Source organism: Elusimicrobiaceae bacterium (assembly GCA_028700325.1).
Lineage (GTDB): Bacteria > Elusimicrobiota > Elusimicrobia > Elusimicrobiales > Elusimicrobiaceae > JAQVSV01.
In genome coordinates this window covers 1-23202 of record JAQVSV010000028.1, presented here as the reverse complement: position 1 = coordinate 23202, position 23202 = coordinate 1, and the positions used below count along the sequence as shown (strand labels likewise).

Genomic DNA, 23202 nt, shown 5'->3' with positions numbered 1-23202 from the left:
GCAGAGTCCGAAAAAGCGCCAAATTTAAGAACGCAGTCCCATAGACCCATGGTAAGATTCTTAGATTGCTTGACATGCCGCGCGAGGGCCCCGTTCCGCCCGGAACGGGACTACTGCGGAAAGGCCGCGCTTACGCCTGAAAACCAGTTTTTCACGGCCTGCGGCGCCGGCCTGGCGGCAAGACCCAGCGCGGCCATCTGTTTTTCATAACGCTCCGCTTCCGTACGCAGATTTTCAGGCCTGATTTTGCCTTCCAGCATTTTCATTCCCAGCAGCCTGAAACTGTCCGGCCAGAGCTGAGGGAACTCATGCTCTTTCAGCCAGTCCGGCGAAACGCCGGTTCTGCGCACGAAAACCACGCCAGCCATATCCCAGTAAACGACAGCCCAGTCTTTTCTGGAAACAAAAAGCATGTATGTCGGCACCAGCACAATCCGGCCTTTATGGGGCAAAGCCTGCTCGTCATGCTGCATTTTCATGACCAGCAGTTCTATTCCCTCCCGGCCAAGAAACTGCCGCCATTTGACGGGATTTGAATAATTTTGCGAGAGCGGCTGCAGAAAGTCATGAAAAATATAGCGTCCGTCCTGGAAAACAAGATAATCCGGGTAGAGCCTGTAACCCATATAGCCGCCCCATTCCCAGGGGTTGAACATTCTGAGTCCGGCCAGTTCGGCCTTGTTGGCCTGAAGAAACCGGCACGGGCCATCCGCTTCCGCCGCCCGGAACCACACGGGCGCACGGAATTGCGGCCAGACAAAACCCGCGAACCGGCCCAGCACGGCCAGCAGCAGAACTCCCGCCGCGGCGCAAACCATTTTTCGCAGTTTCAGCGCGGCCGCCAGCTCCCTGCAATAATCGGCCGCGAGCGGCAATCCGAACAGCACCATGAAAATACTGTGCCGCGCATGCATGACCGACGCAACGGCAAAATAGCCCAGCCCCAGCGCGTGCGCGAGCCGCATGTGTGAAAATTTCAGGGTCCGTATGGCAAAAGCCGTCAATGCAACCGCCATGATGACCCAGTAGGGCCGCTGGGAAGGGAAATAAATGCTGCTTTGCCGCCATTCACTGATATGTTGCGCCAGCATGGCCCCGAGCGCGTTATGCTCCAGCACAACCGCGTAAATCTTCACGCCATAGGGGTTTAACAGGGTACCCGCGACAGCCGCCAATAACACTGCCGGCAAAATACGTTCCGGGCCGGGCCCGTTTTTCGGTTCCGGCCGGCCGCGCACCTTAAAGCGCTCGTAAAACGCGTCAAGGGTATAGATAACCAGCAGGAAAAGTCCGTAGCAGAATCCCGCATGCCAGTTCGCCCAGACCAGAAAGGTGAAAAACGCGGCAGACATCATGCGCCGCGCGCTCCAGCCAAGCGCGCCCAGCCGGAATTTTTCAAGCCAGTAAAACCACAGGGAAAACAGCAGAACCGTTATATTGTCGGGCCGTATATCCACCGACGGAAAAGCCACCGCCAGACATGGCAGCAGCACAAAACCGAAAGACTGCAGGCCATAAAGTTTCAGATGCCGCCAGAAAACAAAAAAAACGCCGCCCAGCATAAGCGCGCGCATGGCAAACACGCCCCAATATCCCGTCGAGCTGTAAAGCAGATAGGCTGCAAGCTGGAACAGCCATTCAAAATCAACCCACGGACTGCCGTTGCGTGTCCACGAAAGAAAATCCGAAACGGGGAACCGCCACAGCTCCGCCATGTATTTTCCGGCTGACAAATGCCAGAAAAAATCCGGGTTCTGCATTGGAACGGCAAGCGCGGAAAGCGCGAGCAGCCAGCCGAACCACGCCGCCAGCCTGACGGACACAGCCCCATGGCGCCGCCAAAATGACATAATGCCGAGCTTTACGGTTTCCATGCGCTCCTTATATTCGACGCTACTGGTTATTATACCCGAAATGTAGCCGGGCCCGCCGCATTGGCGCGCGCAAATGCAAAAGAGTATAATACAGGCTATCATGACGAATTCGCTTGTTACCGGCGGTGCGGGCTTTATCGGCAGTCATATAGTGGATCTGCTGCTCCGGCAAGGGCATACGGTAACCGCGCTCGACAATTTTTCGACCGGCAGGCCCCAGAACCTTGAACAGCACAAAAACAATCCGCGCTTTAAGCTGGTGCGGTGCGATATAACCGAGCTGGAACCCCTGAAGCCTCATTTCACCGGCGTTGACCGGGTATTTCACCTGGCCGCGCTGGCCGATATCGTGCCTTCGATAGTAAACCCGGTTCAGTATTACCGCTCCAACGTGCTGGGCACAATGAACGTGCTGGAAAGCGCGCGGGCGGCGGGCGTGAAAAAATTTCTTTACACCGCATCGTCCTCCTGCTACGGGCTGGCCGATATCGTGCCCACTCCGGAAACCGCGCCCGTCCGGCCGCAATACCCCTACGCGCTCACCAAAAACCTTGGCGAGCAGACCGCCCTGCACTGGCACAAAGTGTACGCCATGCCGGTAATATCGCTGCGGCTGTTTAACGTCTACGGCACGCGCTCGCGCACAAGCGGAACCTACGGCGCGGTGTTCGGCGTGTTTCTGGCGCAGAAACTGGCGGGCAAGCCGTTCACCGTGGTCGGCGACGGCGCCCAGACCCGCGATTTCACTTATGTGACCGACGTGGCGGACGCGTTTTTCGCCGCCTCCGAATCGGACCTGCACGGCGAAGCAATGAACGTCGGCTCCGGCGGCACCTACAGCGTGAACAGGCTGACGCAGCTGCTGGGCGGCCCGACCCTCCATATTCCCAAGCGGCCCGGCGAGCCGGACTGCACTTTCGCAGACACCGCCAAAATCCGCAGGCTGCTCGGCTGGACCCCGAAAGTTTCGCTTGAAGCGGGCGTGGCGGAAATACTTGAAAACATTGAGTACTGGCGGGCCGCGCCGGTCTGGACACCCGAAACAATCGAACGCGCCACACAGGACTGGTTCAGATACCTGGGCAAATAACATCGCCGCTTCGCGCCGCGCACGACAGAAAGCGATGTTGCCTGTGCAAAAGGTATAATGATAGTATTGATGCGCAGGGGCAAGGCGGACACGGCAAATGAAAAAAATTCTTTCCATCCAGCAACTGGCTGAAAAAGTGGCGGATCTGAAAAAATCCGGCAAAACGGTTGTTTTGTGCCACGGCGTGTTTGATCTGATGCATCCCGGCCATATACGCCACCTGCAGACAGCGAAAAAAGAGGGCGATATTCTGGTGGTTACCGTAACGCCCGACCGGTATGTGAACAAAGGGCCGGGCCGGCCGGTATTTTCGGAAAACCTGCGGGCGGAAACGCTTGCCGCGCTCGGCGCGGTGGACTACGCCGCCGTAAACGAATGGCCCAACGCGGTGGAAACGCTTAAAACGGTGAAACCCAGCGTTTACATCAAAGGGTCGGACTATGCCGCCCCCGACCAGGATATCACCGGCGGAATCGCGCTGGAAAAAGAAGCGGTCGAATCGGTGGGCGGGCAGCTGCGCTTCACCAACGACATCCAGTTCAGTTCCACCGCGCTGTTAAACCGTTTTTTCGGCACCTTCCCGGAACCCACCCGCCAGTGGCTGCAGGACTTCCGGGCCAGGCACTCGCCGGACTCCGTGATAGACGCCATGCGCGCGCTAAAAAAACTCCGCGTGCTTGTGGTGGGCGACGTTATCGTTGACGAATACCACTACTGCAGCGGGCTCGGCAAATCGCCGAAAGACAACATCATCACAACCAGATATCTCGGCGAGGAACGGTTCGCCGGCGGAGCGCTGGCCTGCGCCAACCACCTGGCCGGGTTCTGTGAAGAAGTCACATTAGTCACCTGCCTCGGCGGCATGCAGACCCATGAGGATTATATCCGCCTGAACCTCAAACCGAACATCAGGCCGGAATTTTTTGTCCGGCCGGACACCTGCACCGTGGTCAAACGCAGATTCGTGGAGCCGGTGTTCCTCACAAAACTGTTCGAAGTGGCGTTTCTGGACGACAGGCCGTTGCCGGACGACGTGTGCGCCGGCATGGCCGCACATCTTGAACGCATCGCCGGGGATTACGATCTGGTGCTGGTGTCGGATTTCGGGCACGGACTTGTGGACGAGCGCATTATCGGCGCTTTGAAAAACGCCCGGTTTCTGACGGTGAACGCGCAGAGCAACTCCGCCAACCACGGCTACAATCTCGTCACCAAATACCACAAGGCGGATTACATCTGCATAGACGAGCCGGAGCTCCGGCTCGCCTCGCACGACAAATACGGCGATATTCACGCGCTCATAAAGGGCCTGTCGCAAAAACTCGACTGTCCCTGCATCTCCATCACGCGCGGCCATCTGGGCGCGATCACCTACCGGCGCGAACTGGGTTTTTTCGAAACGCCTGTGTTTTCGGGCAAGATCGTTGACCGGGTGGGCGCGGGCGATTCGTACCTTTCGGTAACCGCGCCCATGGCCGCGGCCGGGCTGACGCCCGACCTGATCGGGTTCACCGGCAACGCCGCGGCGGCCATAAAAGTGGGTATTGTGTGCAACAAGCAATCCGTGGAACCGCTGCCGCTGTTCAGGTTTATCAACACCCTGCTCAAATAATGACCGACAAATACCGCATAGACAGCCACAAACTCATCTACCACCCCGCCCGGGTGGCGCAATGGCTGGCGGGCGAAAACATCTATCCCATCTACGCCGAGCTCTCGCCTTCCGGCGGATGCAACCACCGCTGCACCTACTGCGCGCTGGATTTCATGGAGTACAGGCCGCGCTTTCTCGACACCGAAATTCTGCGCGCCCGCATGAGCGAACTGGGCGCCCTGGGGCTGAAAAGCGCGATGTTCGCGGGCGAAGGCGAGCCATTTCTGCATCCCGCCATGCCGGAAATAGCCAACTTCACCAAAGCCGCCGGGATTGACGTGTCGTTCACCACCAACGGCGCGCTTTTCACGCCGCAAAAAGCGGACGAATGCCTGCAAAGCATTTCCTGGCTCAAAGTCAGCATCAACGGGGGCACCGCGCAAACCCACGCCAGAATACACCGCGCGCCGGCTGGCGACTTCGATAAAATAATGGACAACATGGCCTGCGCCGCCAGACTGCGGGCCACAAAAAAATACCGCTGCGCGCTGGGAATGCAGATGGTGCTGCTGCCGGAAAACGCGCACGAGGCGGAAACGCTCGCCAGGGCGGCGCGGGAGATCGGAATGGACTATCTGGTCATAAAGCCTTATTCCCAGCATCCGCAAAGCAAAACTGACGGGTACAAAGACATAAAATACACTGACCTGGTGAAACAGGCGGAAGCCGCGGAAAAACTGTCCGGCGCGGGCTTTTCCGTCATTCTGCGCCGCAATACGATGCGGGTGTGGGACTGCGGCGAAAAAGGGTATGACAAATGCCTCGCGCTCCCGTTCTGGACCTACATTGACTCCGGCGGAGCGGTGTGGGGATGCAGCATGTTCCTGCAGGACGAGCGGTTTCTTTACGGCAACATAAACGGGCAGACTTTCCGGGAGCTCTGGGAATCGGAGCGGCGCGGGAAATCACTGCAATTCGTGCGGGAGGAGCTTGACGCGTCCCGCTGCCGCCTCAACTGCCGCATGGAACACATAAACCGCTATCTGTGGGAACTGAAACATCCCGGCGAGCATGTCAATTTTATTTAGGCCGGAGCTGGCTGCGATGGAACAACTTTCAACGCAAACGCAAATAGACCTGCTGGCGGCAATGCTGGCCATCCGGGCGTTTGAAAACCGTATTTCAAGCGTCTATCCGCAGCAGGAGATGAAGACTCCGGTTCACCTCTATACGGGTCAGGAGGCCTGCGCCGCCGGCGTGTGCGCCAATCTGGAAAGAGAAGACATGATTTTCAGCACGCACCGCAACCACGGCCATTACATAGCCAAAGGCGCGGACCTTAACGCGATAGCGGCCGAGCTCTACGGCAGAACTGGCGGCTGCACGAAAGGCAAGGGCGGCTCGATGCATTTTGTGGACACCGCTTCCGGCTGCATGGGCACCACGGCGATAGTGGGCGGTTCGATCCCGCTGGGCGCGGGCGCGGCCCTGGCTCTTAAAATGCGGAAAAGCAGCAATATAAGCGTATCGTTCTTCGGCGACGGCGCGGCCGATGAAGGGGTTTTGCAGGAAACGCTTAATTTCGCGGCCCTGAAAAAACTGCCGGTTCTGTTCGTCTGCGAAAATAATTTTTACGCCACCAACTCCTGCGTCCGCGCGCGGCACGCGCACGGTTCGATAGCGGCGCGGGCGCAGGCGTTTGGCATACCGGCGGAAACGGCGGACGGCAACGACGCGGAAACCGTTTACCGGGCCGCCCGGAAAGCCGCCGCGCACATCCGCGCGGGCAACGGGCCGTATTTTCTTGAACTGCTCACCTACCGCTGGAAAGGGCATGTCGGACCGGACTGCGATTACGAAAAAGGCTGCCGCCCGAAAGCCGAGCTGGACGAATGGATGAAACGCTGTCCGATCGAACTCTACGCCGCCCGGCTTGCCGCGCGTGGTGTTATTTCGCAGGCCGGGCTGGACGAAATGAAAAAAGCCGCAGAAGCGCGCGTTGACCGGGCGTGGAGCTACGCGCTCGCAAGCCCGGCGCCCGGCCCGGAAGATCTGCTGACTGACGTTTACCGCGCGGCCGGGGAGTCCGCTTAACATGCCCTGGACAAAAGTGCTCATAGATGACGAGGATCTGAAAACCGCGCTGCGGAAAGACGGCCTGCGCGTAACGACCTATGTCAACGCGCTTAACGAAGCGCACCGTCAGCTGCTCGACGCCGATCCGGCGGTTTATGTGATCGGGGAAGGGGTGGACGATCCCGGCGGGGTGTTCGGCTCGACCAGGGGCCTGCTAGCGGCCTACGGCCCTGACCGGATTATGGATATCCCGATCGCGGAAAACGGGCTGACCGGCATCGCGCTCGGCAGCGCGCTGTGCGGCATGAAACCGATTTTCGTGCATATGCGCCAGGATTTTCTGCCCATGTGCATGGACCAGATTGTCAACCACGCCGCCAAGTGGCATTACATGACCGGCGGCAAATGCAGCGCGCCGCTGGTTATCCGCGCGCTTGCGGGCCGGGGCTGGGGCTCGGCGGCACAGCACTCGCAGACGCTGCACGGAATTTTCACCGCGTTCGCCGGGCTTAAAGTGGCGGTTCCCGCCACGCCGTATGACGCGAAAGGCCTGCTGATAGCGGCGGTGCGCGACGGCAATCCGGTTCTGTTCTGCGAGCACCGCTGGCTGTACGGATTCGAGGGCTACGCGCCTGACGGAATGTACGAGGTGCCGTTCGGAAAAGCAGTTGTCCGAAAGCCGGGCACGCAGGTCACCATAGTGGCGGTTTCGCTGATGGTGTATGAAGCCATGAAAGCGGCCCGCGAACTGGAGCGGCTGGGCGTGTCGGCCGAAGTGGTGGATCCGCGCACGATCAAACCGCTGGACCGTGCGGCAATCGCCGAATCGGTCAGGAAAACCGGCCGCCTGCTCGTGGCGGACACGGGCGGCGTCCACTCCGGCATCTCCGCCGAAATAACCGCCGGCGCATGCGAAGACGCGTTCAGCTTCATGAAAGCTCCGCCCGCGCGGATCGGCCTGCCGGACTGTCCCACCCCGGCCGGCGCGGAACTGGAAAAAGCGTTTTATCCCGGCGCGGCCGATATTGTGGCCTGCGCGCTCAGGCTGGTGCGATAATGATTGAAACCGCAATTAAGGTAACAGCCGTCATTCCGGCGCTAAACGAAGAAAAGAACATAGCGGGCTCGGTCGCGCGCGCGCTTTCCGGGTTCAACCGGTATAATCTTGAAGGCACGATCGTGGTGGTGAACGACGGCTCGACCGATTCCACCGCGGAACTCGCAGCCGAACTGGCGAAATCCGACCCGCGCATAACACTGGTCAGCCATGAAACCCCGCGCGGGATCGGCGGCGCGTTCTGGACCGGGACGGATAACGCGCAGGGCGATTTCGTCGTCATGATCCCCGGCGACAATGAAAGCGACCCGTGGGAAATTTTCCGCTACTCGCATCTTCTGCACCATGTGGATATAGTCAACCCGTTCGTTTTCAACAGGGGCATGCGCCCCTGGTACCGGGAACTGCTGTCGCGGGCCTACACTTTGCTCATAAACACCACATTCGGACTGAACCTGCATTACACCAACGGGACGGTGCTTTACCGCAAATCGCTGCTGCAGACGCTGCGGCACCGCGATAACAGTTTTTTTTACCAGACCGATATTCTCATCCGGCTCATCCGCCGGCAATACCTGTTCGCCGAGGTGCCGTACCGGCTCGACCTGCGCCGGAACGGAACGACAAAAGCGCTCTCGCTCAAATCGCTCGGCTGCGTGGCGGGCGGCTACCTGCGCCTGCTCAGGGATCTGTATTTCCCGGCCGAGCCGGAACCGGAATTTACCAGGGACTCTCAAACTTATGCAAGACGCCAATTCAAAACATGAACTTATTCTCGACGGGCATAAACTCGCCTGGCACCGCGACCGCGTGGCGGCGTGGCTGCGGGGCGAGCCGGTCGCGCCAGTAACGATAGACTGCGCGCTCACCCGCGCGTGCAGCTACAACTGCATCTACTGCTACGGCAAACTCCAGACCAATGACTGCCTGGCGATGACGCGCGACGTGATTTTCCGGTTTCTCGACGACGCCGCCGCCATCGGCGTCAAAGCCGTCAGTTTCGTGTCAGACGGCGAGAGCACCTGCTCACCCCACCTTTACGACGCGATAACGCACGGCAGTGCCAAAGGCCTCGACATGGCGCTGGGCACCAACGGTTACCTGCTGCGCGAGGACCGGCTTGAGGAGATCCTGCCGCGCCTTACCTATCTGCGCTTTAACATGTCCGGCGGCGAACCGGCGCGCTACCGCGAGATCATGGGCTGCCCGCCCGACGGGTTCGAGCGCGTTTGCGGCGTGATAAAAAAATGCGTGGAAATAAAACGGCGCCGCAGCCTCCCCGTCACCATCGGCATACAGATGGTGCTGATGCCCCGGATTGCCGACCAGATCCTGCCGCTAACGAAGCTGGGCGGCGAGCTGGGCGCGGATTATTTCGTAATCAAGCACTGCTCTGACGATGAACAGCACACGCTGGGCATAAATTATGACGCCTACTACGCGCTGGAACCGGTTCTGAAACAGGCCGAAGCCATGAGCCGGGCGGATTATCTGGTGCGGGCGAAATGGTCGAAGATCATGAGCGGCGGCACGCGCTGTTACGACCGGTGTTACGGGCCGGGCATGATCCTGCAGATTTCGGGGTCCGGCCTGGTCGCGCCGTGCGGAATGCTTTTCAACAGCAAGTACGCGAAATACCATATCGGCAACATAGCGGAAACCCCGTTCAGCGAAATTTTCCACGGCGCGCGCTACCGCGAAGTGCTGAACAGCCTCGCCGACGGCGGGCTGGACGTGCATAAAAACTGCGGCACGCTCTGCCTGCAGCACAAGGTGAACGAATACCTGTGGCATTTGAAACAGGGCGGCGCACAGCCGGAGCCGCCGGACGGCAGCGAACCGCCGCACGTAAATTTTGTTTGAGCCGCTTTTCCGTTGAAACGCCGGGGCGGACAGGGAACGCAACAAATACCGCCCCGATCCGACGCGGGCGGCCCGGCCGGCATGCGGAGCGGGCGGGACAAGGGGACACACTGATGCCTGATTTCACACTGGCGGCGAAATGCCGCCCCAACGCGCTACTGTTCGACCGGGTGGCGCAGGCCGGGATTAACGGGATGGAGCTTTATCTCTCCTCCTCCATTATCGAGCGTCCGAAAGAAATAGTACGGCTCTGCTCCAGATTTTCCTTCAAATACGCGGTGCACGCGCCGAACGACTGCCACGCCCCGAAAACCGTGCGCGACATAGCCGCGGCGATCGGCGCGCCGGTCTGCGTCTACCACGATATTTTCTGGGAGGACGAATGGCGCGAAACGATAGCCGCGTTCGAAGGATCCGGCGTGAAAATCTGCGTGGAAAACATCATGGGCATACACGAACCGGCCAAATTCGAGCGCCGGTACCAGACCGGGCGGTGCCTTGATCTCGAGCATCTGCAGATGGAATGCGGCGGCGTGTACGAAGACGAGTTCATCCCGTGGATCAGGCAGGCCTCGCATATCCACCTGACCGGCTACAGCGCGGGCTCGAGCCTGTGGCATACCCACCTGCATTTCGACCCGCACCACAGCGCGTACCTGCTGAGCCTGATCGAAAAAGCGGGCTATTCGGGGCTGGTGGTTTCGGAAGCGCGCGTCGCCACACAGAGCGAGCAGGACTTCCGCGATCTGGCGGACTTTTTCAATAACCGGGAGCAATTTCTTTGAGCGCGCTCGTCTGGGGTCTGGCGGTTTTCGCGTTCGGGCTGGCGCTTCAGCTGGCGCTGTGGCGGCTGCGGCTGCCCAAACGCCAGACGGTTGCGCTGCTTTTAATCCAGTTCGGGCTGACTCTGGCCGGCTGCGCGCTTTTTCCCGTTCCGGGCCCGGAACTGACGCTGCTGGGCACGCCGGCTCCGCACACCCCGGCCCAGACCGCGCATTTCGCGCTGGTTTGCACCGCTCTGGCTCTGGCGTGGATGATAACCTGGTCGGCCGTGGAAGCGGACAGCCCGTCCCTTGTCATCATGCGCCGCGTGCGGCAGGCGGGCACGGCGGGCATAGCTAAAGAAACGCTCGCGCGCGAGCTTGACGGCCGGGTGCTGTTCGAACCGCGCCTGAACGACCTGCTGACCGACAAAATGGCCGTTCTATCCGGCGGCAAATACACTTTGACCGCCAAAGGCCTGCGCATGACCCGGCTCATCATGTTCTGGCGCGGACTGATGCGGCTGGGCAAGGGCGGCTGATGACGGGCGAATGGCTGAATATCTTTGCGGCGCCGTCCGCGCTGGCGGTTAACATGACGGCGCAGCTTCTGTCCGCGCGGCACGGCGCGCCGCTTTTAAAATCCGTTTTCACCGGTTTCGCGGCGGGTCTGGCGGCGGTTGTGGCGTGCGCGGCTTTCAGCCCGGCAGGCGACGCGGCCGCAAACCTTGCCATCTACGCCGCGCTTGGCTACAGCTACTTTCATTTCGTAAATCTGGGCGAAACCGCGCGGCGCATACGGCTGATGCGCGAACTGCACGATAGTCCGGCCCCGCTGACGCGCGCTGAACTGCAAGCCCGCTACCCGCCGGCCGAAATGCTGGAGCTGCGGATACAACGGCTGGTGCGCGCCGGCCAGCTCCGTGAAGAAAACGGCAGGCTGTACGTTACCGGCAAAGCGGTTTCCGCGATGGCGGGCCTGCTGGTGCTCGCGAAACTGCTGTATCTGGGGCGCGACAGGGAAAGGCTGGAATAACGGTCTATTGCCAAAACGCCGGTATGTTGCTACATTATCGGTAATCCGCCGGCGGAACGGGTTCACGGATACAGCAGCGGGAGGTTTCAATACATGAGCAGACTGGCTTTAGGCACCGCGCAGTTCGGCATGGACCACGGCATCAACAACACGCGCGGCAAAATACCGGCCTCCGAAGCGGGCCTTATTCTGAATATCGCGCACGCCGCGCGGATTGACCTGCTGGACACCGCCTACGCGCTCGGCGAGAGCGAAAGCGTTCTGGGCCAGTGCCTCAAAACCCATTCGGCCATAAGCGACGCGTTCCGGCTGGTTTCCAAACTGCCGGATCTTGATGAGGAAAACGACAAACCGCTTGATTTTTTTCTCAGCAAAACGCTCGCGCGGCTGGGCATAAAAAGCATCTACGGCTATCTGCTGGGCAATTTCGGCAATATCAGAACCAATCCCGATATCATTCCGTTTTTGAAAACCGCGAAGAAAGAAGGACGCATCGGCAAACTGGGCTATTCGCTTTATTATCCGGGCGACGCGGAAACAATCGTGGCGGAGAAACTGCCCTGCGACATTGTGCTGGCGCCCTACAATCTGTTCGACCGCCGGTTCGAGCCGCTGTTTCCGCTGCTGCGGGAACGCGGAGTGGAAATTTACACCCGCTCGGTGTTTCTGCAGGGCCTGCTGATGCGCGCGCCGGAAACCCTGCCCGCCCACTTCGCCCCGGTGACGGAAAAACTTGAAAGCCTGCGCCGCATTGCGGCAGAGACAGGATTGAGCCTGTGCGAAATCTGCCTCGGGTTCGCGCTGTCGAACAGGAACATAGACCGCGTGCTTTGCGGGGTGGATTCCATGTCCAACATAAAGGAAAACATTACCGCCGAGGCGCGCGCCGCGCAGACGGAACCGCTCATGCGGCAGCTGAACAGCCTGCGCGTGGATGACGAAAATATTATCATACCCTCGCGCTGGAGCAGTTTGTGAAAACGGCGCATGCCACTGCGGCCTGTGGCAGAGGCGCGCATGTTTAAACTGCTTTTCTACACTGAAGGCGGAAAAGAGCACGGGTACGGGCGCCTTGCGCGCTGCAGAACGCTGTATGATGAATTTGTCAAAGCCGGGCATGCCGCCCGTTTTCTTGTCACGGGCGACAGAACCATCTCCGGCATTCTGGCCGAAGACACCTACACCCTGTGCAACTGGCTCGCGGACGAACCGGACCGCTGCGACCTGGCTGTAATAGATTCCGGCCGGGCCGGCGAGCAGGACTGCGCGCGCATAGCCGCGAAAGCGAAACTCGCGCTTTATCTGGATGATAACAACAGGCTCGCCTATCCAGCCGGCATGGTGCTTAACGGCGCGCTGGCGGCGGAAAAAATAAAATATCCCCGCGCGGCGGGCCGGCATTATCTGCTGGGCCCGAAATACCAGCTGATCCGGCCGGAATTTCTTGGCGGCGGAAAAGAAAACCTGCCGCCGGCACCCCGTTCGGTTCTTGTCACGTTCGGCGGGAACGACAGGCGCAATCTCAGCCCGGTGGCCCTGAAAGTTCTCACGGAGCATTTTCCCGGGCTGGAAAAGAATGTCGCGGTCGGCAAAAGCTATACCAACGGGCGTGATATGGCGCGCTACACCGACCCAAAAACTCTTTTTTTCTACGCGCCCGGCGCGGGCGAAATGGCGCAGCTGATGCGGCTGTCGGATTTTGCCGTCTGCGCAGGCGGCCAGACCCTGTTTGAACTGGCCGCCTGCGGCACTCCGGCGGCGGTGATCGGAATCGCCGACAACCATGACCAGAACATCAAAGGCTGGCTCGACGCGGGATTTATTTCATTCGCCGGCTGGCATGACGACTCCGATATTGAAACCAACCTCCTGCACGCCGTCAACGCCATAACCTCGCCCGGCGCGCTGGCTGAAAAAACCGGCCGTGGCGGCCGGTTCATCAACCCCGGCGCGGCGCGCGAAGTGTTTGAAGTGCTTGCCGCGCGGCTGATGAAATAACGCCGCGCCTGCCCGTGCGGACCTGCATAATGTCAACACGCATTCGGCGATAATGCATGACGCCGGCAACGGCACAGCCCGCTGCGGCCGGAAATATCTGCGTAATATGCCGCACCCGCTGAACGCATTCGTTTCAGCCAAAGCGCTTCTTTGCGTCCTGCCGGGCAACGAACCGGAACCGAACACGCTGCGCCCCGGCGCAAAAAACCGGGCGAAGAACTCCGTCCGGAACAAAACCGCGCCCGAAATCCTCCATATTTTCACGGCACTGCCTGCCAGCCGCAAAATGATTTTTAAAAAAACCGACGCAATCCGGCTGCGGATGTCCGGTCAATATAATATAATGAATGCATTATGGCGTTAAAAACCGTTCTCGTAACCGGCGGAGCAGGACTGGCAGCCGCCAGTATCGCCAGCGCCGCCCCCGCCGGGGTGCGCGTTATAGTCACGCGTCCGCAACCCGTCCAGCCCGCCGGACAAGGCAACTTCGCCAGCGCGGACTGGACTGACGCGGAACAGGCCGCCCGGCTGTTCGATGAATACCGGTTTGACGCCGTGGCACACTGCCTTGAACCCTCGGGCCGGGCCGGCGCGGATCATGTTCAAAGCACCCGCAATATAGTCGGATTATGCAGCGAACGCGGGGCATATCTTGTCTATGTATCCGGCAATGAGGTTTTCGACGGTTCGGCAGGCCCGTACGGAGAGGACGATCCGGTTAGTCCCGTGTCCGCGCCGGGCAAACTGCATGTGGCATGTGAAATGCTGGCGGTGACCGGGCTGGAGGAATGCGCCGTCGCGCGGCCCTCGTTAATGTTCGGGCTGGCCGGAACGGACTGCCCGGCCGGCATGATCATGACCGCACTTGGTGCGGGGAAACAGCTGACCCTGCCGGAAGATCTTTTCGACAATCCTGTTTCCGGCCGGCAATTCGGGGAAGCAGTGTGGCGAATGCTGGAAACCCGGCCGTGGGGCGCGGTGCATATCGCCGGGCGCGACTCGGTCAGCCGGCACGAATTCGGCTTGCGGGTTGCCGCCGCATGCGGGCTGGACCGCACCCTGCTCACGCCTGCGCGCGGCGGGAACAGCAAGGATACCGGCACATGCGCTGTAAATATTGCGCTAAAAACCGCTAAAATGGAACAGGAGCTTGGAATAGCCGCCAGCGGCCTTGAAACCGCGCTGGCAGACTTGTTTCCAGCCAGACCAGTTTGACTATGCCGACAGATTCGCTGTTTATAGTGTATAGCCAGCCCTTCCCGGAATCGGGAGGGCCGGCGGTTTCGGTCGTCATACCGGCTTACAACTCGGCAGGCCCGCTGGAACGCGCGCTGGCCAGCGTAAACGCCCAGACTTTCCGGGATTTCGAAATCATCGTCGTGGACGACGGCTCCCGGCAGGACGATTCAGGCGCGGCGCTCCGCTATCTGCAGACAAACGTACTGCCCGGCCGGGTGATCCGGCAGGACAACGCCGGGCGCGCCGGCGCGCTTAATACAGGGATTGCCGCCTCAAGCGGCCGCTATATCGCGCTGCTCGACACCGAAGATTCGTGGCGGCCGGAAAAACTGGCCCGCGTCATGGCGGCTCTGTCCGCCAATCCCGGCATAGACCTGCTCGCACATGATTGCGCCATAACAAGAGCCGGGAAAACAATAGGCCGGCACATCTGCGCCGCCGACCCGGCCAATGCCAGGGACTGCCTGCTGTACGAAGATAATCCCCTGATTCCGTCCGCCACCGTGTTCGGCAAAACCGCGGCCCTGAAAATCGGCGGATTCAGGGAAAGCCCCGACCTGCAGTCGGTGGAAGATCATGATTTCTGCATCAGGATGTGCGAAGTGACGGGCTTTTACTTTCTTCATGAAGTGCTGTGCGAACATCAGCGGCCGCCGCGCCCGAGCGAGGAGGAAATCGCCCGGCATTACGGCAACCTCGACACCATGCTCTCGGGGTATTACGCGGCGCTGTATGCCGACGGAGCGCCGGGCGCGGTCCGGAAACGGATTAACCGGCGCAGGGCGTCCGTGCAGCGCAGCTGGGCGAAGGAACTGCTGCTTTGCGGAGCCGGCGCAGCCGCGGGCGAGCGGGTCCGCGCCATGAACCGGCTTGACAGATTTGACGGAAAAAACGCCGCGGTGACACTGTGGTGGCTCCTTAAAAAAATTACTGCTGAAAAGTGAGGCTCTCATGACAAAAGGAATCATTCTCGCGGGCGGAGCCGGCACGCGCCTGCACCCGGTAACCATATCCACAATCAAGCAGCTGCTGCCGGTTTACGACAAGCCGATGATCTACTATCCGCTCGCCACGCTCATGATCGCGGGCGTGCGGGAAATACTGGTGATTTCCACGCCGGAGGATCTGCCGCGCATTGAAAAACTGCTCGGCAGCGGCGAACAGTGGGGCCTGAGATTTGAATACGCCGAGCAGTCGGCTCCGCGCGGCATAGCGGAAGCGCTGGTGATCGGCGAGAAATTCATCGGGGACGACCCGGTCTGGCTGATTCTCGGCGACAACATCTTTTTCGGGCACGGCCTGCCGGAACTGCTGCAGGACACCTCGCGCGCCAGCGACGGCGCAACCGTGTTCGGTTATTATGTATCCGACCCGCAGCGCTACGGCGTGGCTGAATTCGACGACAAAGGGCGCGTGATTTCAATCGAGGAAAAACCCGCCGTTCCGAAATCAAACTACGCAGTTACCGGCATTTACCATTACGACAAAAACGCGCCCCGCATGGCGCGCGGGCTCAACCCGTCCAAACGCGGAGAGCTGGAAATAACCGCGCTCAACAACGAATATCTCCGGCTGGGCAAATTAAACGTGAAACTGATGGGCCGCGGGTTCGCGTGGCTCGACACCGGCACGCACGACTCGCTGCTGGATGCGGCGGATTTCGTGCGGATTGTGGAAAACCGGCAGGGCCTGAAAATAGCGTGCGTGGAGGAAATCGCCTACCGCAACGGCTACATCAGCGCGGCCCGGCTCGAGGCGCTCGCCAGACCGCTTGAAAAAACAGGCTACGGGCAATACCTGCTCGGCATTCTCAAAGAACCTGCGGCAAAGGAGTCCGGCCATGCCGTTTGAATTCGAGAAAACGCGGCTGCCGGAAGTGCTGCTCGTAAAACCAGAAGTTTTCGGCGACCGGCGCGGCGCGTTCATGGAACTTTACAAAGCCAGCGAATTCCTGCCTCATATTCCGCAGCCGCTGGTGCAGATGAATTTTTCGCGGTCCGCCAAAGGGGTTCTGCGCGGGCTGCACTTTCAGAAAGATCCGGCGGCGCAGGGCAAGCTGGTAAAATGCATGCGCGGCAGGATTCTGGACGTGGCGGTTGATATCCGCAAAGGCTCGCCGACTTTTGGGTGCTGGGTCGGCCGCGAACTGGACGACGAAAACCACCATATGCTTTATGTGCCGCCCGGGTTCGGGCACGGGTTCTGCGTCTATTCGGAAACAGCCGAGGTGATGTATCAGGTTACCGCCGAATATTCTCCGGCGCATGACCGGGGGTTCCGGTACGACGATCCCGCCGTGGGGATTGACTGGGGCATGGCCTCGCCTTCCCTTTCGGACAAGGACAGGAACGCCCCCCTTCTCAAAAACGCGGACAACAACTTCGTTTATCCCCGTTAACCGGAATTATGGTAATATATCTGCCGGCGGCTTAACGCCGGACAAAAAGCTGAACCCGGCGCGAAAAAAACAGTTTTCCTAAATATTCTGGAGAAACACAATGGCATCAAACAACGAGATCAAATTCGGGACCGACGGCTGGCGCGGCATTATCGCGTGGGATTTCACTTTCCAGAACGTGAGGATCGCCGCGCAGGCGATCGCGGATCATATCAGGGAAGACAATCCGCGTCCGTCCGACTCGGAAAAATACCGCGTTTTCATAGGTTATGACCGCCGGTTCGATTCCGACCTGTTCGCGGCGGAAATAGCGCATATCCTCCGGGCCAACCGCATAGGGGTCGCGCTGTCGGACCGGCCTGTGCCCACGCCCGCCGCCAGCCTGCTTACGCTTAAGGAGTACGATCTGGCCGTGATGGTGACAGCCAGCCACAACGCTGCGCATTACAACGGCGTCAAGATAAAGGTGGAGGGCCGCAGCGCGCCTGACGCGCTTACCGGCGGCATCGAGCGGATGGCCGGCAAGAACCCGCCGGCCCCGGTCAAGGCCGAGTCCTTGCCGGCAGTCAACGGCCTCAAACCCTATGTCAGCTACGTGCGGAGCCGTTTTGACGTGAAAAAACTCTCCGCCAGCATGAAAATACCGGTCGTGGCCGATTATATGCACGGCAGCGCGGCGGGAATACTGGAAGAGCTGATTCCGTCAAAAAAACTGGTCACGCTGCATGCCGGGCATGACCCGCTGTTCGGCGGCGTTGCGCCGGAACCCGTTGACAAAAATCTGGCGGATCTGAAAAAAGCCGTCAAGGAAAACAAAGCCGCCGCCGGGCTGGCGCTTGACGGCGACGGCGACCGGCTGGGCGTGATAGACGACACGGGCCGCTATCTCACCCCCTGCCAGGCGTTCGCGCTGATGCTAGAATATCTGGCGGGCCGGCAGAAAAAGAAAGGGAAAATAGTGCAGGCGGTTTCGCTCGGCTATCTGTCAAAACGCGTGGCTCAGGCGTACAAACTGCCGTTCGAGGAAGTGCCGGTCGGGTTTAAATACGCGGCGGAAAAAATGCTTGCGGAAGACGTGCTGGCGGGCGCGGAGGAATCGGGCGGGTACGCCTGGAAAGGCGCTTTCGCCGACCGCGACGGGGTCATGTCCGCGCTGCTTTTCATCCAGATGCTCCAGGAAACCGGCAAACCGCTGTCGGTTCTGCTTGCGGATCTGGAGAAGAAATACGGCAAATCGGTTTTCCTGCGGCGCGATTTTCCGCTCAAAACACCCGTTGCGGACAAGGTGGTTTTTGCGGAAAAGATCGCCAAAAAACTGCCGAAAAAAATCTGCGGGCAGCCCATAGCAGAAACCACGGTGAAAGACGGGCTGAAAATAACCCTGGCGGACGGCAGCTGGGTACTGCTGCGCCCGTCCGGCACGGAACCGCTGCTGAGGCTGTACGCGGAGTCGCCCGCAAAAGCGTCCACCGAAGCGCTGCTGGATTTCGCGGAAAAACCGGTCACGAAATTCATCACCGGCTAGGCCCGGACTATTTTCAATGAAAAAGCCCGCCCGGCGCCGGGCGGGCTTTTTCAGGCCCGCAGCAGGTTCTATACTTTCCTTTACTTATTTATTACCATATTGCTATGGATAGAAGAGGGCATTTTTTCGCCAGCTCGGAATCCGTGACGGAAGGTCACCCCGACAAGGTGTGCGACCAGATCTCCGATGCGTTTCTGGACGAGATCCTCCGGCAGGACCCGAACGGACGAGTAGCCTGTGAAACCTATATAACGCGCGGGCTGGTGGTGATCGGCGGTGAAACGACCTCGCGCGCTGTCGTTGACGCCGACGCGCTTGCGCGCGGCGTGCTGCGCGACATAGGCTATACCGACATCAGCCGCGGTTTTTCATGCGACACCTGCGCCGTCATCTGCACGATAGGCCGGCAGAGCCCGGACATAGCGCAAGGCGTCAATGCGGGCGGCGCCGGAGATCAGGGCCTGATGGTGGGCTACGCCTGCCGGGAAACGGAGGAACTGATGCCGCTTCCGATCGCGCTGGCGCATCGGCTGACGGGCCGGCTGGCCGAAGTGCGCAAGCAAAACATACTGCCTTACCTCGGGCCGGACGGCAAGGCGCAGGTTACAGTCGAGTATCTGAACGGACGGCCGCTGCGGATTTCAAATGTGGTGGTTTCAGCGCAGCATTCGGAATCGGTGCTTGATTCGAGCGGAAAACGGCTTTCGGCAAAAGCGCGCCGGGAAATAACCGAAGCGGTGATCCGCCCTTCGCTTAACCCCAGAATGCTGGATGAACGCACTGAAATTTTCATCAATCCGACCGGGAAATTCGTTATCGGCGGGCCGCAGTCCGACACCGGCATGACGGGCCGCAAAATCATCGTGGACACCTACGGGGGCCGCGCCCCGCACGGGGGCGGCGCGTTTTCCGGCAAAGACCCGACGAAAGTGGACCGTTCGGGCGCCTATATGGCGCGGCTGGCCGCGAAAAACATAGTGGCGGCCGGGCTGGCGGCGGAATGCACGGTCGAGATCGCTTACGCGATCGGCGTGGCGGAGCCGGTAGGGCTGTATGTGGACACGCACGGCACCGGCCTGATCGGCCCGGACCAGCTGGTAACTTCGGTGCGGAATTTTTTCGATTTCACACCGCAGGGCATAATCAAAAAGCTCGGCCTGCGCCGGCCGGTCTATCGCGCGACTGCGGCCTACGGGCATTTCGGCGCGAACACGGCAGGCCTGCCCTGGGAAAGCATTGAGCTGGCGCCGAAATTACGGGAATATGCAGCGAAAAGTTTCCGGGGAAAAGCGGTTACAACATGCAAAATAACATAACAAAAGAAGAGATGTCAGTGTTTCAGGACGTGGCCGAAACAGGCATGATGCACAGCCTGACCGCATTGTCGCGGCTGTCGCGCAGAGAATGGAACATTTTCCCGCATGAATTCAAGTTCGCCCCATATAACGACGCGATGTCCAAGTTCCCCGCCAGAGAACCCGCCCGCTACTGCGGCGAGCTCAGCTTCAGCGGCGAGACTCCGCTCTCGATCATGTGCGTATTCAATCAGGAGAGCATGCTTAATCTCACTCATTACATCACCGATCAGGATGCCCGGTCGGAAGAACTGTCCTCCCTGCAGACGCTGACCGTGGCGGAAGTATCGAACATTCTGGCCAACACCTTTTTAAACGTGTTCGCCAACACGATCGGTATGAAAATCCTGCCGCGCGCGCCGCGGGTCATGGTAGGCACGCGGGCCGCCATGCTAAAGGAAGCGGCCGGCCGGGTGGACCAGACGGCGGATCTGCTGTTAAGCAGTGAAATGAGGCTGGAGTCCGGACATATGACCATGAGCGGCGAGATGGTGATCATCTTCAGCACGGATTCTTTCAAGCAGCTGATCGCCAAAATAAAAAAATCCCCGACCTGGGATGAAAAAGCCTGGCACATTTTTTAACGGGTTGACCGAAATAAAACCCAAAGCGAGGACAGTGAACATGGAAAAGCACAAAGTACTCATCGTGGACGATTCGCCTATCCTGCGCAGCACTATCCGCAACGTGCTGGAACGCAACGGTAAATATCTGGCAGTGGAAGCGGGCAACGCCGCCGACGCGCTGGAACAGTTCAAGAAGGAATCGCCGGAGCTGGTTCTGCTGGATATACTGCTTCCGGGCGAATCGGGACTGGACATACTGAAAGAACTTGTCGGAGTCAACCCTACCGCCAAAGTGCTGATGCTTACCGCGATCAATCAGGAAGCGGTGAACCTGGAAGCGCGCGATCTTGGCGCGAAAGGCATTGTGTACAAACCTTTCGAACCGGACGAACTGCTGGAAGCCATCGAAAAAATACTGGAATAAAATTCATATCTTATGAATAACATAATGCTTATAGACGATTCACCGGTATTCAGGGAAACGGTGAAGAATATTCTGTCGCGGGAAAACTTCGCCCTGTCGGGTGAAGGCAGCACGGCGGACGACGCGGTAAAACTGCTGGAAACTTCCAAAACCGATCTGCTGCTGCTGGATATTCTGATGCCCGGCACCAGCGGCCTCGACATCATTTCCGGCCTGAAAACGAAATATCCGGGCCTGAAAATTCTCGTGGTAACAGCGCTGAACCAGAAGCCGATAAACGATGAATTATCGCATCTGAATGTGGACGGGATCCTCTACAAACCATTCGATCATGACGAGCTGGTATACGAAGTAAACCGCATTCTCGGAAATTGACAGCGTACCGCCTTTAAACGAAAAGCGGCTCCCTTGCGGGAGCCGCTTGCGATTTGCGCCGCGCCTGTACCTCAAAGCCCGGCTTTTTTCATGCCGAACAAAGCCAGCGCGCCAAACACGGCAACAGGCGCCCAGGCGGCGACATACGGCGGCACCATGCCCGCTTCCCCGGCCGACTGGCACATGGAAAGCACCCACCAGAACACAAACGTGATGCACATTGCGGTCGCGAAATGAACCAGCTTGCCGCCTTTTTTAACCACCACGCCGAACGGTATGCCCAGCAGGCAGATTATCACCGAAGCGAACGGCGCGGCAAATTTTACCTGCAGATAAGTGCGCTCGCGGTGGTCGGGCGCACCGGTTTTCTGCAGACTCCCGATCCGCCGGCGGATATCCCGCACGGTGAGATCCTCCGGCCAGACTTTTTCAATCACGATATCGCGCGGCGCAATGTCTATGGACGACACAAAGCTGTCGAACGGCCGCTCGGAGAGGGTGCCCGCGTCCGATATTTCGCGCTGTATGCCCTTTTTAAAAATCCAGCGCCTGGCGTGCCGGTCCCACTCCGCCGATTCCGCGTCAATCTGCACGGCCGCCTTGCCGCGCGCGAAAATGTTGACTACCGGGCGGGACATCAGCCCTTCGGACGGGGTAAACCTCGCGATATAAAGCATTACGCCTTCTCCTGCCCGCAGCACGACATTGTCGCTTACCGGGCGACCCCAGTCGGCTTTACCCCGTATATCACGTTGCAGAATGCGTTCGCTCCGGGCATGCAGACGCGGCGACACGAACTCGCCCAGTCCCGCATTTACAGCGGACACCAGCACGGCGCAAAACAGGACCGGCGCCACAATCTGGCGCGGGCTGTACCCGCTCGCGGACGCAGCCACCCATTCGCCGCTCCTGATAAGCCCCGACACCACGAACAGCGCCGCCAGCAACACCGCCACCGGCACGACCACCAGAGTCCAGAACGGGATGATAAGAGCGAAATATTGCGCGATAACCTTAAATCCCGCCGGAGAATCGGTCATGTACTTGAGCTTTTCAAACATATCCGCCAGAAACACCAGCACGGCAAAAATGCCCATTCCGAACAGGAACGGAGGCCAGAACTTGCGCGCGATATAACGGTAGAAAATCATGTTCAGCGCAGCCGCCTTCGCCACAGCCAGCCGGCCAGAAACAGGCCGGCCGCATCGGGCAGAAACGGCCCCCACCAGGCCAGCCAGAGCAGTTTTTTGCCCAGACTTATGCCAACCGCCATAAGCCCGTAAAACAGGAACAGTATCACAATGCTGAGAACCATGCCCATCGCCCGGCCGGTTCTGCTCAAAGAAACGCCGAACGGGCAGCTGAGATAGAAAAATATCACCGGCGCGAGCGCGACGGCCATCCGGGTAGCCGCCTCTATTTTATATTCGGCGCGCCGGATCGGTACAAGCGAGCCGCTGTAAAGCGCGGCGGCTATTATATCCGGGGTCGCCATTTCCGTCAGGGAGATATCGGTGCGTTTTTTAAAAGGCACGCCGAACGGAATGAAAACCCGGTAGGATTGGAATTTTGCCAGCACCACGCGCCGCGGGTCTTTAGGGTCCACCCGCTGGAATTCGCCGTTTTTAAGAGTAAGCTCAAACCCCTTGCCGGGATAAACCCGGTACCGCCCGGCCGGCGCGCTCACGCGTACGCTGTCGCGTATGGCGCCGCCCGCCGGGCTGCGGAACAGATGCACATCCTCAAGCCGGCCGCGCTGGTTGTCCACGGCCTCCGAATAAAGCCGCCAGTCGCCGATATTGAGAAAAGTTTTGGGTTCCAGTCTCAGGCGGGTAATGCTTTCGGCCATCATGTGCTGGGAATTCTGGAATTTGGCGAACCCCGTGGGACTGACCCAGTTATTGACCCATAACAGCAGCCCCATGATCAATACCGAAAAAGCAATCAGCGGCCACACGATCTGGCGCACCG

Annotated in this window: 24 protein-coding genes; 21 read left to right on the top strand and 3 right to left on the bottom strand. The window is 59.5% G+C overall.

Annotated elements, in window-relative coordinates; all coding sequences use genetic code 11:
* Nucleotides 1–110 precede the first annotated feature (110 nt).
* Entirely contained in the window at nucleotides 111–1850 is a 1740-nt protein-coding gene (locus PHW69_05330; GenBank protein MDD4004609.1) for a hypothetical protein, read from the bottom strand.
* Nucleotides 1851–1947: 97 nt separating this feature from the next.
* Between PHW69_05330 and PHW69_05325 the strand changes: the two genes are divergently transcribed.
* From PHW69_05325 to PHW69_05225, 21 genes are all read left to right on the top strand, one after another.
* Entirely contained in the window at nucleotides 1948–2964 is a 1017-nt protein-coding gene (locus tag PHW69_05325) for an SDR family oxidoreductase (GenBank protein MDD4004608.1), read from the top strand.
* A gap of 97 nt (nucleotides 2965–3061) precedes the next feature.
* Entirely contained in the window at nucleotides 3062–4576 is a 1515-nt protein-coding gene (locus tag PHW69_05320; protein MDD4004607.1) for a PfkB family carbohydrate kinase, read from the top strand.
* Entirely contained in the window at nucleotides 4576–5646 is a 1071-nt protein-coding gene (locus PHW69_05315) for a radical SAM protein (protein MDD4004606.1), read from the top strand. The genes PHW69_05320 and PHW69_05315 overlap by 1 nt, the downstream gene beginning before the upstream one ends.
* Nucleotides 5647–5662: 16 nt before the next feature.
* Entirely contained in the window at nucleotides 5663–6652 is a 990-nt protein-coding gene (locus PHW69_05310) for a thiamine pyrophosphate-dependent dehydrogenase E1 component subunit alpha (protein MDD4004605.1), read from the top strand.
* A 1-nt stretch (nucleotide 6653) separates the two neighbouring features.
* Nucleotides 6654–7691 carry a transketolase C-terminal domain-containing protein gene (locus tag PHW69_05305; GenBank protein MDD4004604.1) on the top strand — a complete coding sequence of 346 codons (1038 nt, stop codon included), beginning with the start codon at nucleotides 6654–6656 and terminating at the stop codon, nucleotides 7689–7691.
* On the top strand, nucleotides 7691–8458 hold the full coding sequence (locus PHW69_05300) for a glycosyltransferase family 2 protein (GenBank protein MDD4004603.1): 768 nt from the start codon (nucleotides 7691–7693) through the stop codon (nucleotides 8456–8458). The genes PHW69_05305 and PHW69_05300 overlap by 1 nt, the downstream gene beginning before the upstream one ends.
* Nucleotides 8433–9554: a radical SAM protein gene (locus PHW69_05295; GenBank protein ID MDD4004602.1), complete on the top strand. Its 1122-nt coding sequence runs from the start codon at nucleotides 8433–8435 to the stop codon at nucleotides 9552–9554. The genes PHW69_05300 and PHW69_05295 overlap by 26 nt, the downstream gene beginning before the upstream one ends.
* Before the next feature lie 113 nt (nucleotides 9555–9667).
* The gene (locus PHW69_05290; protein MDD4004601.1) at nucleotides 9668–10339 is read left to right on the top strand and encodes a TIM barrel protein; all 672 of its coding nucleotides are present in this window, start codon (nucleotides 9668–9670) and stop codon (nucleotides 10337–10339) included.
* Nucleotides 10336–10857 (top strand): hypothetical protein, encoded by a 522-nt coding sequence (locus PHW69_05285; protein MDD4004600.1) that lies wholly within the window; start codon nucleotides 10336–10338, stop codon nucleotides 10855–10857. The genes PHW69_05290 and PHW69_05285 overlap by 4 nt, the downstream gene beginning before the upstream one ends.
* Nucleotides 10857–11351 carry a hypothetical protein gene (locus tag PHW69_05280; protein MDD4004599.1) on the top strand — a complete coding sequence of 165 codons (495 nt, stop codon included), beginning with the start codon at nucleotides 10857–10859 and terminating at the stop codon, nucleotides 11349–11351. Before PHW69_05285 ends, PHW69_05280 begins: the two co-directional genes overlap by 1 nt.
* Nucleotides 11352–11444: 93 nt before the next feature.
* Complete coding sequence (locus tag PHW69_05275; protein ID MDD4004598.1) at nucleotides 11445–12329, top strand: aldo/keto reductase; 885 nt, start codon at nucleotides 11445–11447, stop codon at nucleotides 12327–12329.
* Nucleotides 12330–12368: 39 nt separating this feature from the next.
* Nucleotides 12369–13349 (top strand): hypothetical protein, encoded by a 981-nt coding sequence (locus tag PHW69_05270; protein ID MDD4004597.1) that lies wholly within the window; start codon nucleotides 12369–12371, stop codon nucleotides 13347–13349.
* A 354-nt stretch (nucleotides 13350–13703) separates the two neighbouring features.
* Nucleotides 13704–14564 (top strand): sugar nucleotide-binding protein, encoded by an 861-nt coding sequence (locus PHW69_05265; protein ID MDD4004596.1) that lies wholly within the window; start codon nucleotides 13704–13706, stop codon nucleotides 14562–14564.
* A gap of 2 nt (nucleotides 14565–14566) precedes the next feature.
* Complete coding sequence (locus PHW69_05260) at nucleotides 14567–15532, top strand: glycosyltransferase family A protein (protein MDD4004595.1); 966 nt, start codon at nucleotides 14567–14569, stop codon at nucleotides 15530–15532.
* 7 nt (nucleotides 15533–15539) lie between these two features.
* The gene (gene rfbA, locus PHW69_05255; protein ID MDD4004594.1) at nucleotides 15540–16439 is read left to right on the top strand and encodes a glucose-1-phosphate thymidylyltransferase RfbA; all 900 of its coding nucleotides are present in this window, start codon (nucleotides 15540–15542) and stop codon (nucleotides 16437–16439) included.
* Nucleotides 16429–16986, top strand: a complete 558-nt coding sequence (gene rfbC, locus PHW69_05250; GenBank protein MDD4004593.1) for a dTDP-4-dehydrorhamnose 3,5-epimerase — start codon at nucleotides 16429–16431, stop codon at nucleotides 16984–16986. Before rfbA ends, rfbC begins: the two co-directional genes overlap by 11 nt.
* 100 nt (nucleotides 16987–17086) lie before the next feature.
* A complete protein-coding gene (locus tag PHW69_05245) occupies nucleotides 17087–18511 on the top strand; it encodes a hypothetical protein (protein MDD4004592.1) in 1425 nt (474 codons plus the stop codon).
* Nucleotides 18512–18615: 104 nt separating this feature from the next.
* Entirely contained in the window at nucleotides 18616–19827 is a 1212-nt protein-coding gene (metK, locus tag PHW69_05240; GenBank protein MDD4004591.1) for a methionine adenosyltransferase, read from the top strand.
* On the top strand, nucleotides 19812–20450 hold the full coding sequence (locus tag PHW69_05235; GenBank protein MDD4004590.1) for a hypothetical protein: 639 nt from the start codon (nucleotides 19812–19814) through the stop codon (nucleotides 20448–20450). The genes metK and PHW69_05235 overlap by 16 nt, the downstream gene beginning before the upstream one ends.
* Nucleotides 20451–20490: 40 nt before the next feature.
* The gene (locus PHW69_05230; protein ID MDD4004589.1) at nucleotides 20491–20856 is read left to right on the top strand and encodes a response regulator; all 366 of its coding nucleotides are present in this window, start codon (nucleotides 20491–20493) and stop codon (nucleotides 20854–20856) included.
* A gap of 12 nt (nucleotides 20857–20868) precedes the next feature.
* Nucleotides 20869–21231: a response regulator transcription factor gene (locus tag PHW69_05225; GenBank protein MDD4004588.1), complete on the top strand. Its 363-nt coding sequence runs from the start codon at nucleotides 20869–20871 to the stop codon at nucleotides 21229–21231.
* Between the two features lie 71 nt (nucleotides 21232–21302).
* Here PHW69_05225 and PHW69_05220 read toward each other — a convergent pair whose 3' ends face one another.
* A complete protein-coding gene (locus PHW69_05220) occupies nucleotides 21303–22406 on the bottom strand; it encodes an LptF/LptG family permease (GenBank protein MDD4004587.1) in 1104 nt (367 codons plus the stop codon).
* Nucleotides 22385–23202: LptF/LptG family permease (locus tag PHW69_05215; protein MDD4004586.1), on the bottom strand; the 818-nt coding region annotated here is incomplete at its 5' end. The genes PHW69_05220 and PHW69_05215, both read right to left, overlap by 22 nt.

Bases quoted from the DNA above. Each gene is read 5' to 3' on its own strand.
- PHW69_05330 (MDD4004609.1), bottom strand. From the start codon at position 1,850: ATGTCATTTTGGCGGCGCCATGGGGCTGTGTCCGTCAGGCTGGCGGCG.
- PHW69_05325 (MDD4004608.1), top strand. From the start codon at position 1,948: ATGCAAAAGAGTATAATACAGGCTATCATGACGAATTCGCTTGTTACC.
- PHW69_05320 (MDD4004607.1), top strand. From the start codon at position 3,062: ATGAAAAAAATTCTTTCCATCCAGCAACTGGCTGAAAAAGTGGCGGAT.
- PHW69_05315 (MDD4004606.1), top strand. From the start codon at position 4,576: ATGACCGACAAATACCGCATAGACAGCCACAAACTCATCTACCACCCC.
- PHW69_05310 (MDD4004605.1), top strand. From the start codon at position 5,663: ATGGAACAACTTTCAACGCAAACGCAAATAGACCTGCTGGCGGCAATG.
- PHW69_05305 (MDD4004604.1), top strand. From the start codon at position 6,654: ATGCCCTGGACAAAAGTGCTCATAGATGACGAGGATCTGAAAACCGCG.
- PHW69_05300 (MDD4004603.1), top strand. From the start codon at position 7,691: ATGATTGAAACCGCAATTAAGGTAACAGCCGTCATTCCGGCGCTAAAC.
- PHW69_05295 (MDD4004602.1), top strand. From the start codon at position 8,433: ATGCAAGACGCCAATTCAAAACATGAACTTATTCTCGACGGGCATAAA.
- PHW69_05290 (MDD4004601.1), top strand. From the start codon at position 9,668: ATGCCTGATTTCACACTGGCGGCGAAATGCCGCCCCAACGCGCTACTG.
- PHW69_05280 (MDD4004599.1), top strand. From the start codon at position 10,857: ATGACGGGCGAATGGCTGAATATCTTTGCGGCGCCGTCCGCGCTGGCG.
- PHW69_05275 (MDD4004598.1), top strand. From the start codon at position 11,445: ATGAGCAGACTGGCTTTAGGCACCGCGCAGTTCGGCATGGACCACGGC.
- PHW69_05270 (MDD4004597.1), top strand. From the start codon at position 12,369: ATGTTTAAACTGCTTTTCTACACTGAAGGCGGAAAAGAGCACGGGTAC.
- PHW69_05265 (MDD4004596.1), top strand. From the start codon at position 13,704: ATGGCGTTAAAAACCGTTCTCGTAACCGGCGGAGCAGGACTGGCAGCC.
- PHW69_05260 (MDD4004595.1), top strand. From the start codon at position 14,567: ATGCCGACAGATTCGCTGTTTATAGTGTATAGCCAGCCCTTCCCGGAA.
- rfbA (MDD4004594.1), top strand. From the start codon at position 15,540: ATGACAAAAGGAATCATTCTCGCGGGCGGAGCCGGCACGCGCCTGCAC.
- rfbC (MDD4004593.1), top strand. From the start codon at position 16,429: ATGCCGTTTGAATTCGAGAAAACGCGGCTGCCGGAAGTGCTGCTCGTA.
- PHW69_05245 (MDD4004592.1), top strand. From the start codon at position 17,087: ATGGCATCAAACAACGAGATCAAATTCGGGACCGACGGCTGGCGCGGC.
- metK (MDD4004591.1), top strand. From the start codon at position 18,616: ATGGATAGAAGAGGGCATTTTTTCGCCAGCTCGGAATCCGTGACGGAA.
- PHW69_05235 (MDD4004590.1), top strand. From the start codon at position 19,812: ATGCAAAATAACATAACAAAAGAAGAGATGTCAGTGTTTCAGGACGTG.
- PHW69_05230 (MDD4004589.1), top strand. From the start codon at position 20,491: ATGGAAAAGCACAAAGTACTCATCGTGGACGATTCGCCTATCCTGCGC.
- PHW69_05225 (MDD4004588.1), top strand. From the start codon at position 20,869: ATGAATAACATAATGCTTATAGACGATTCACCGGTATTCAGGGAAACG.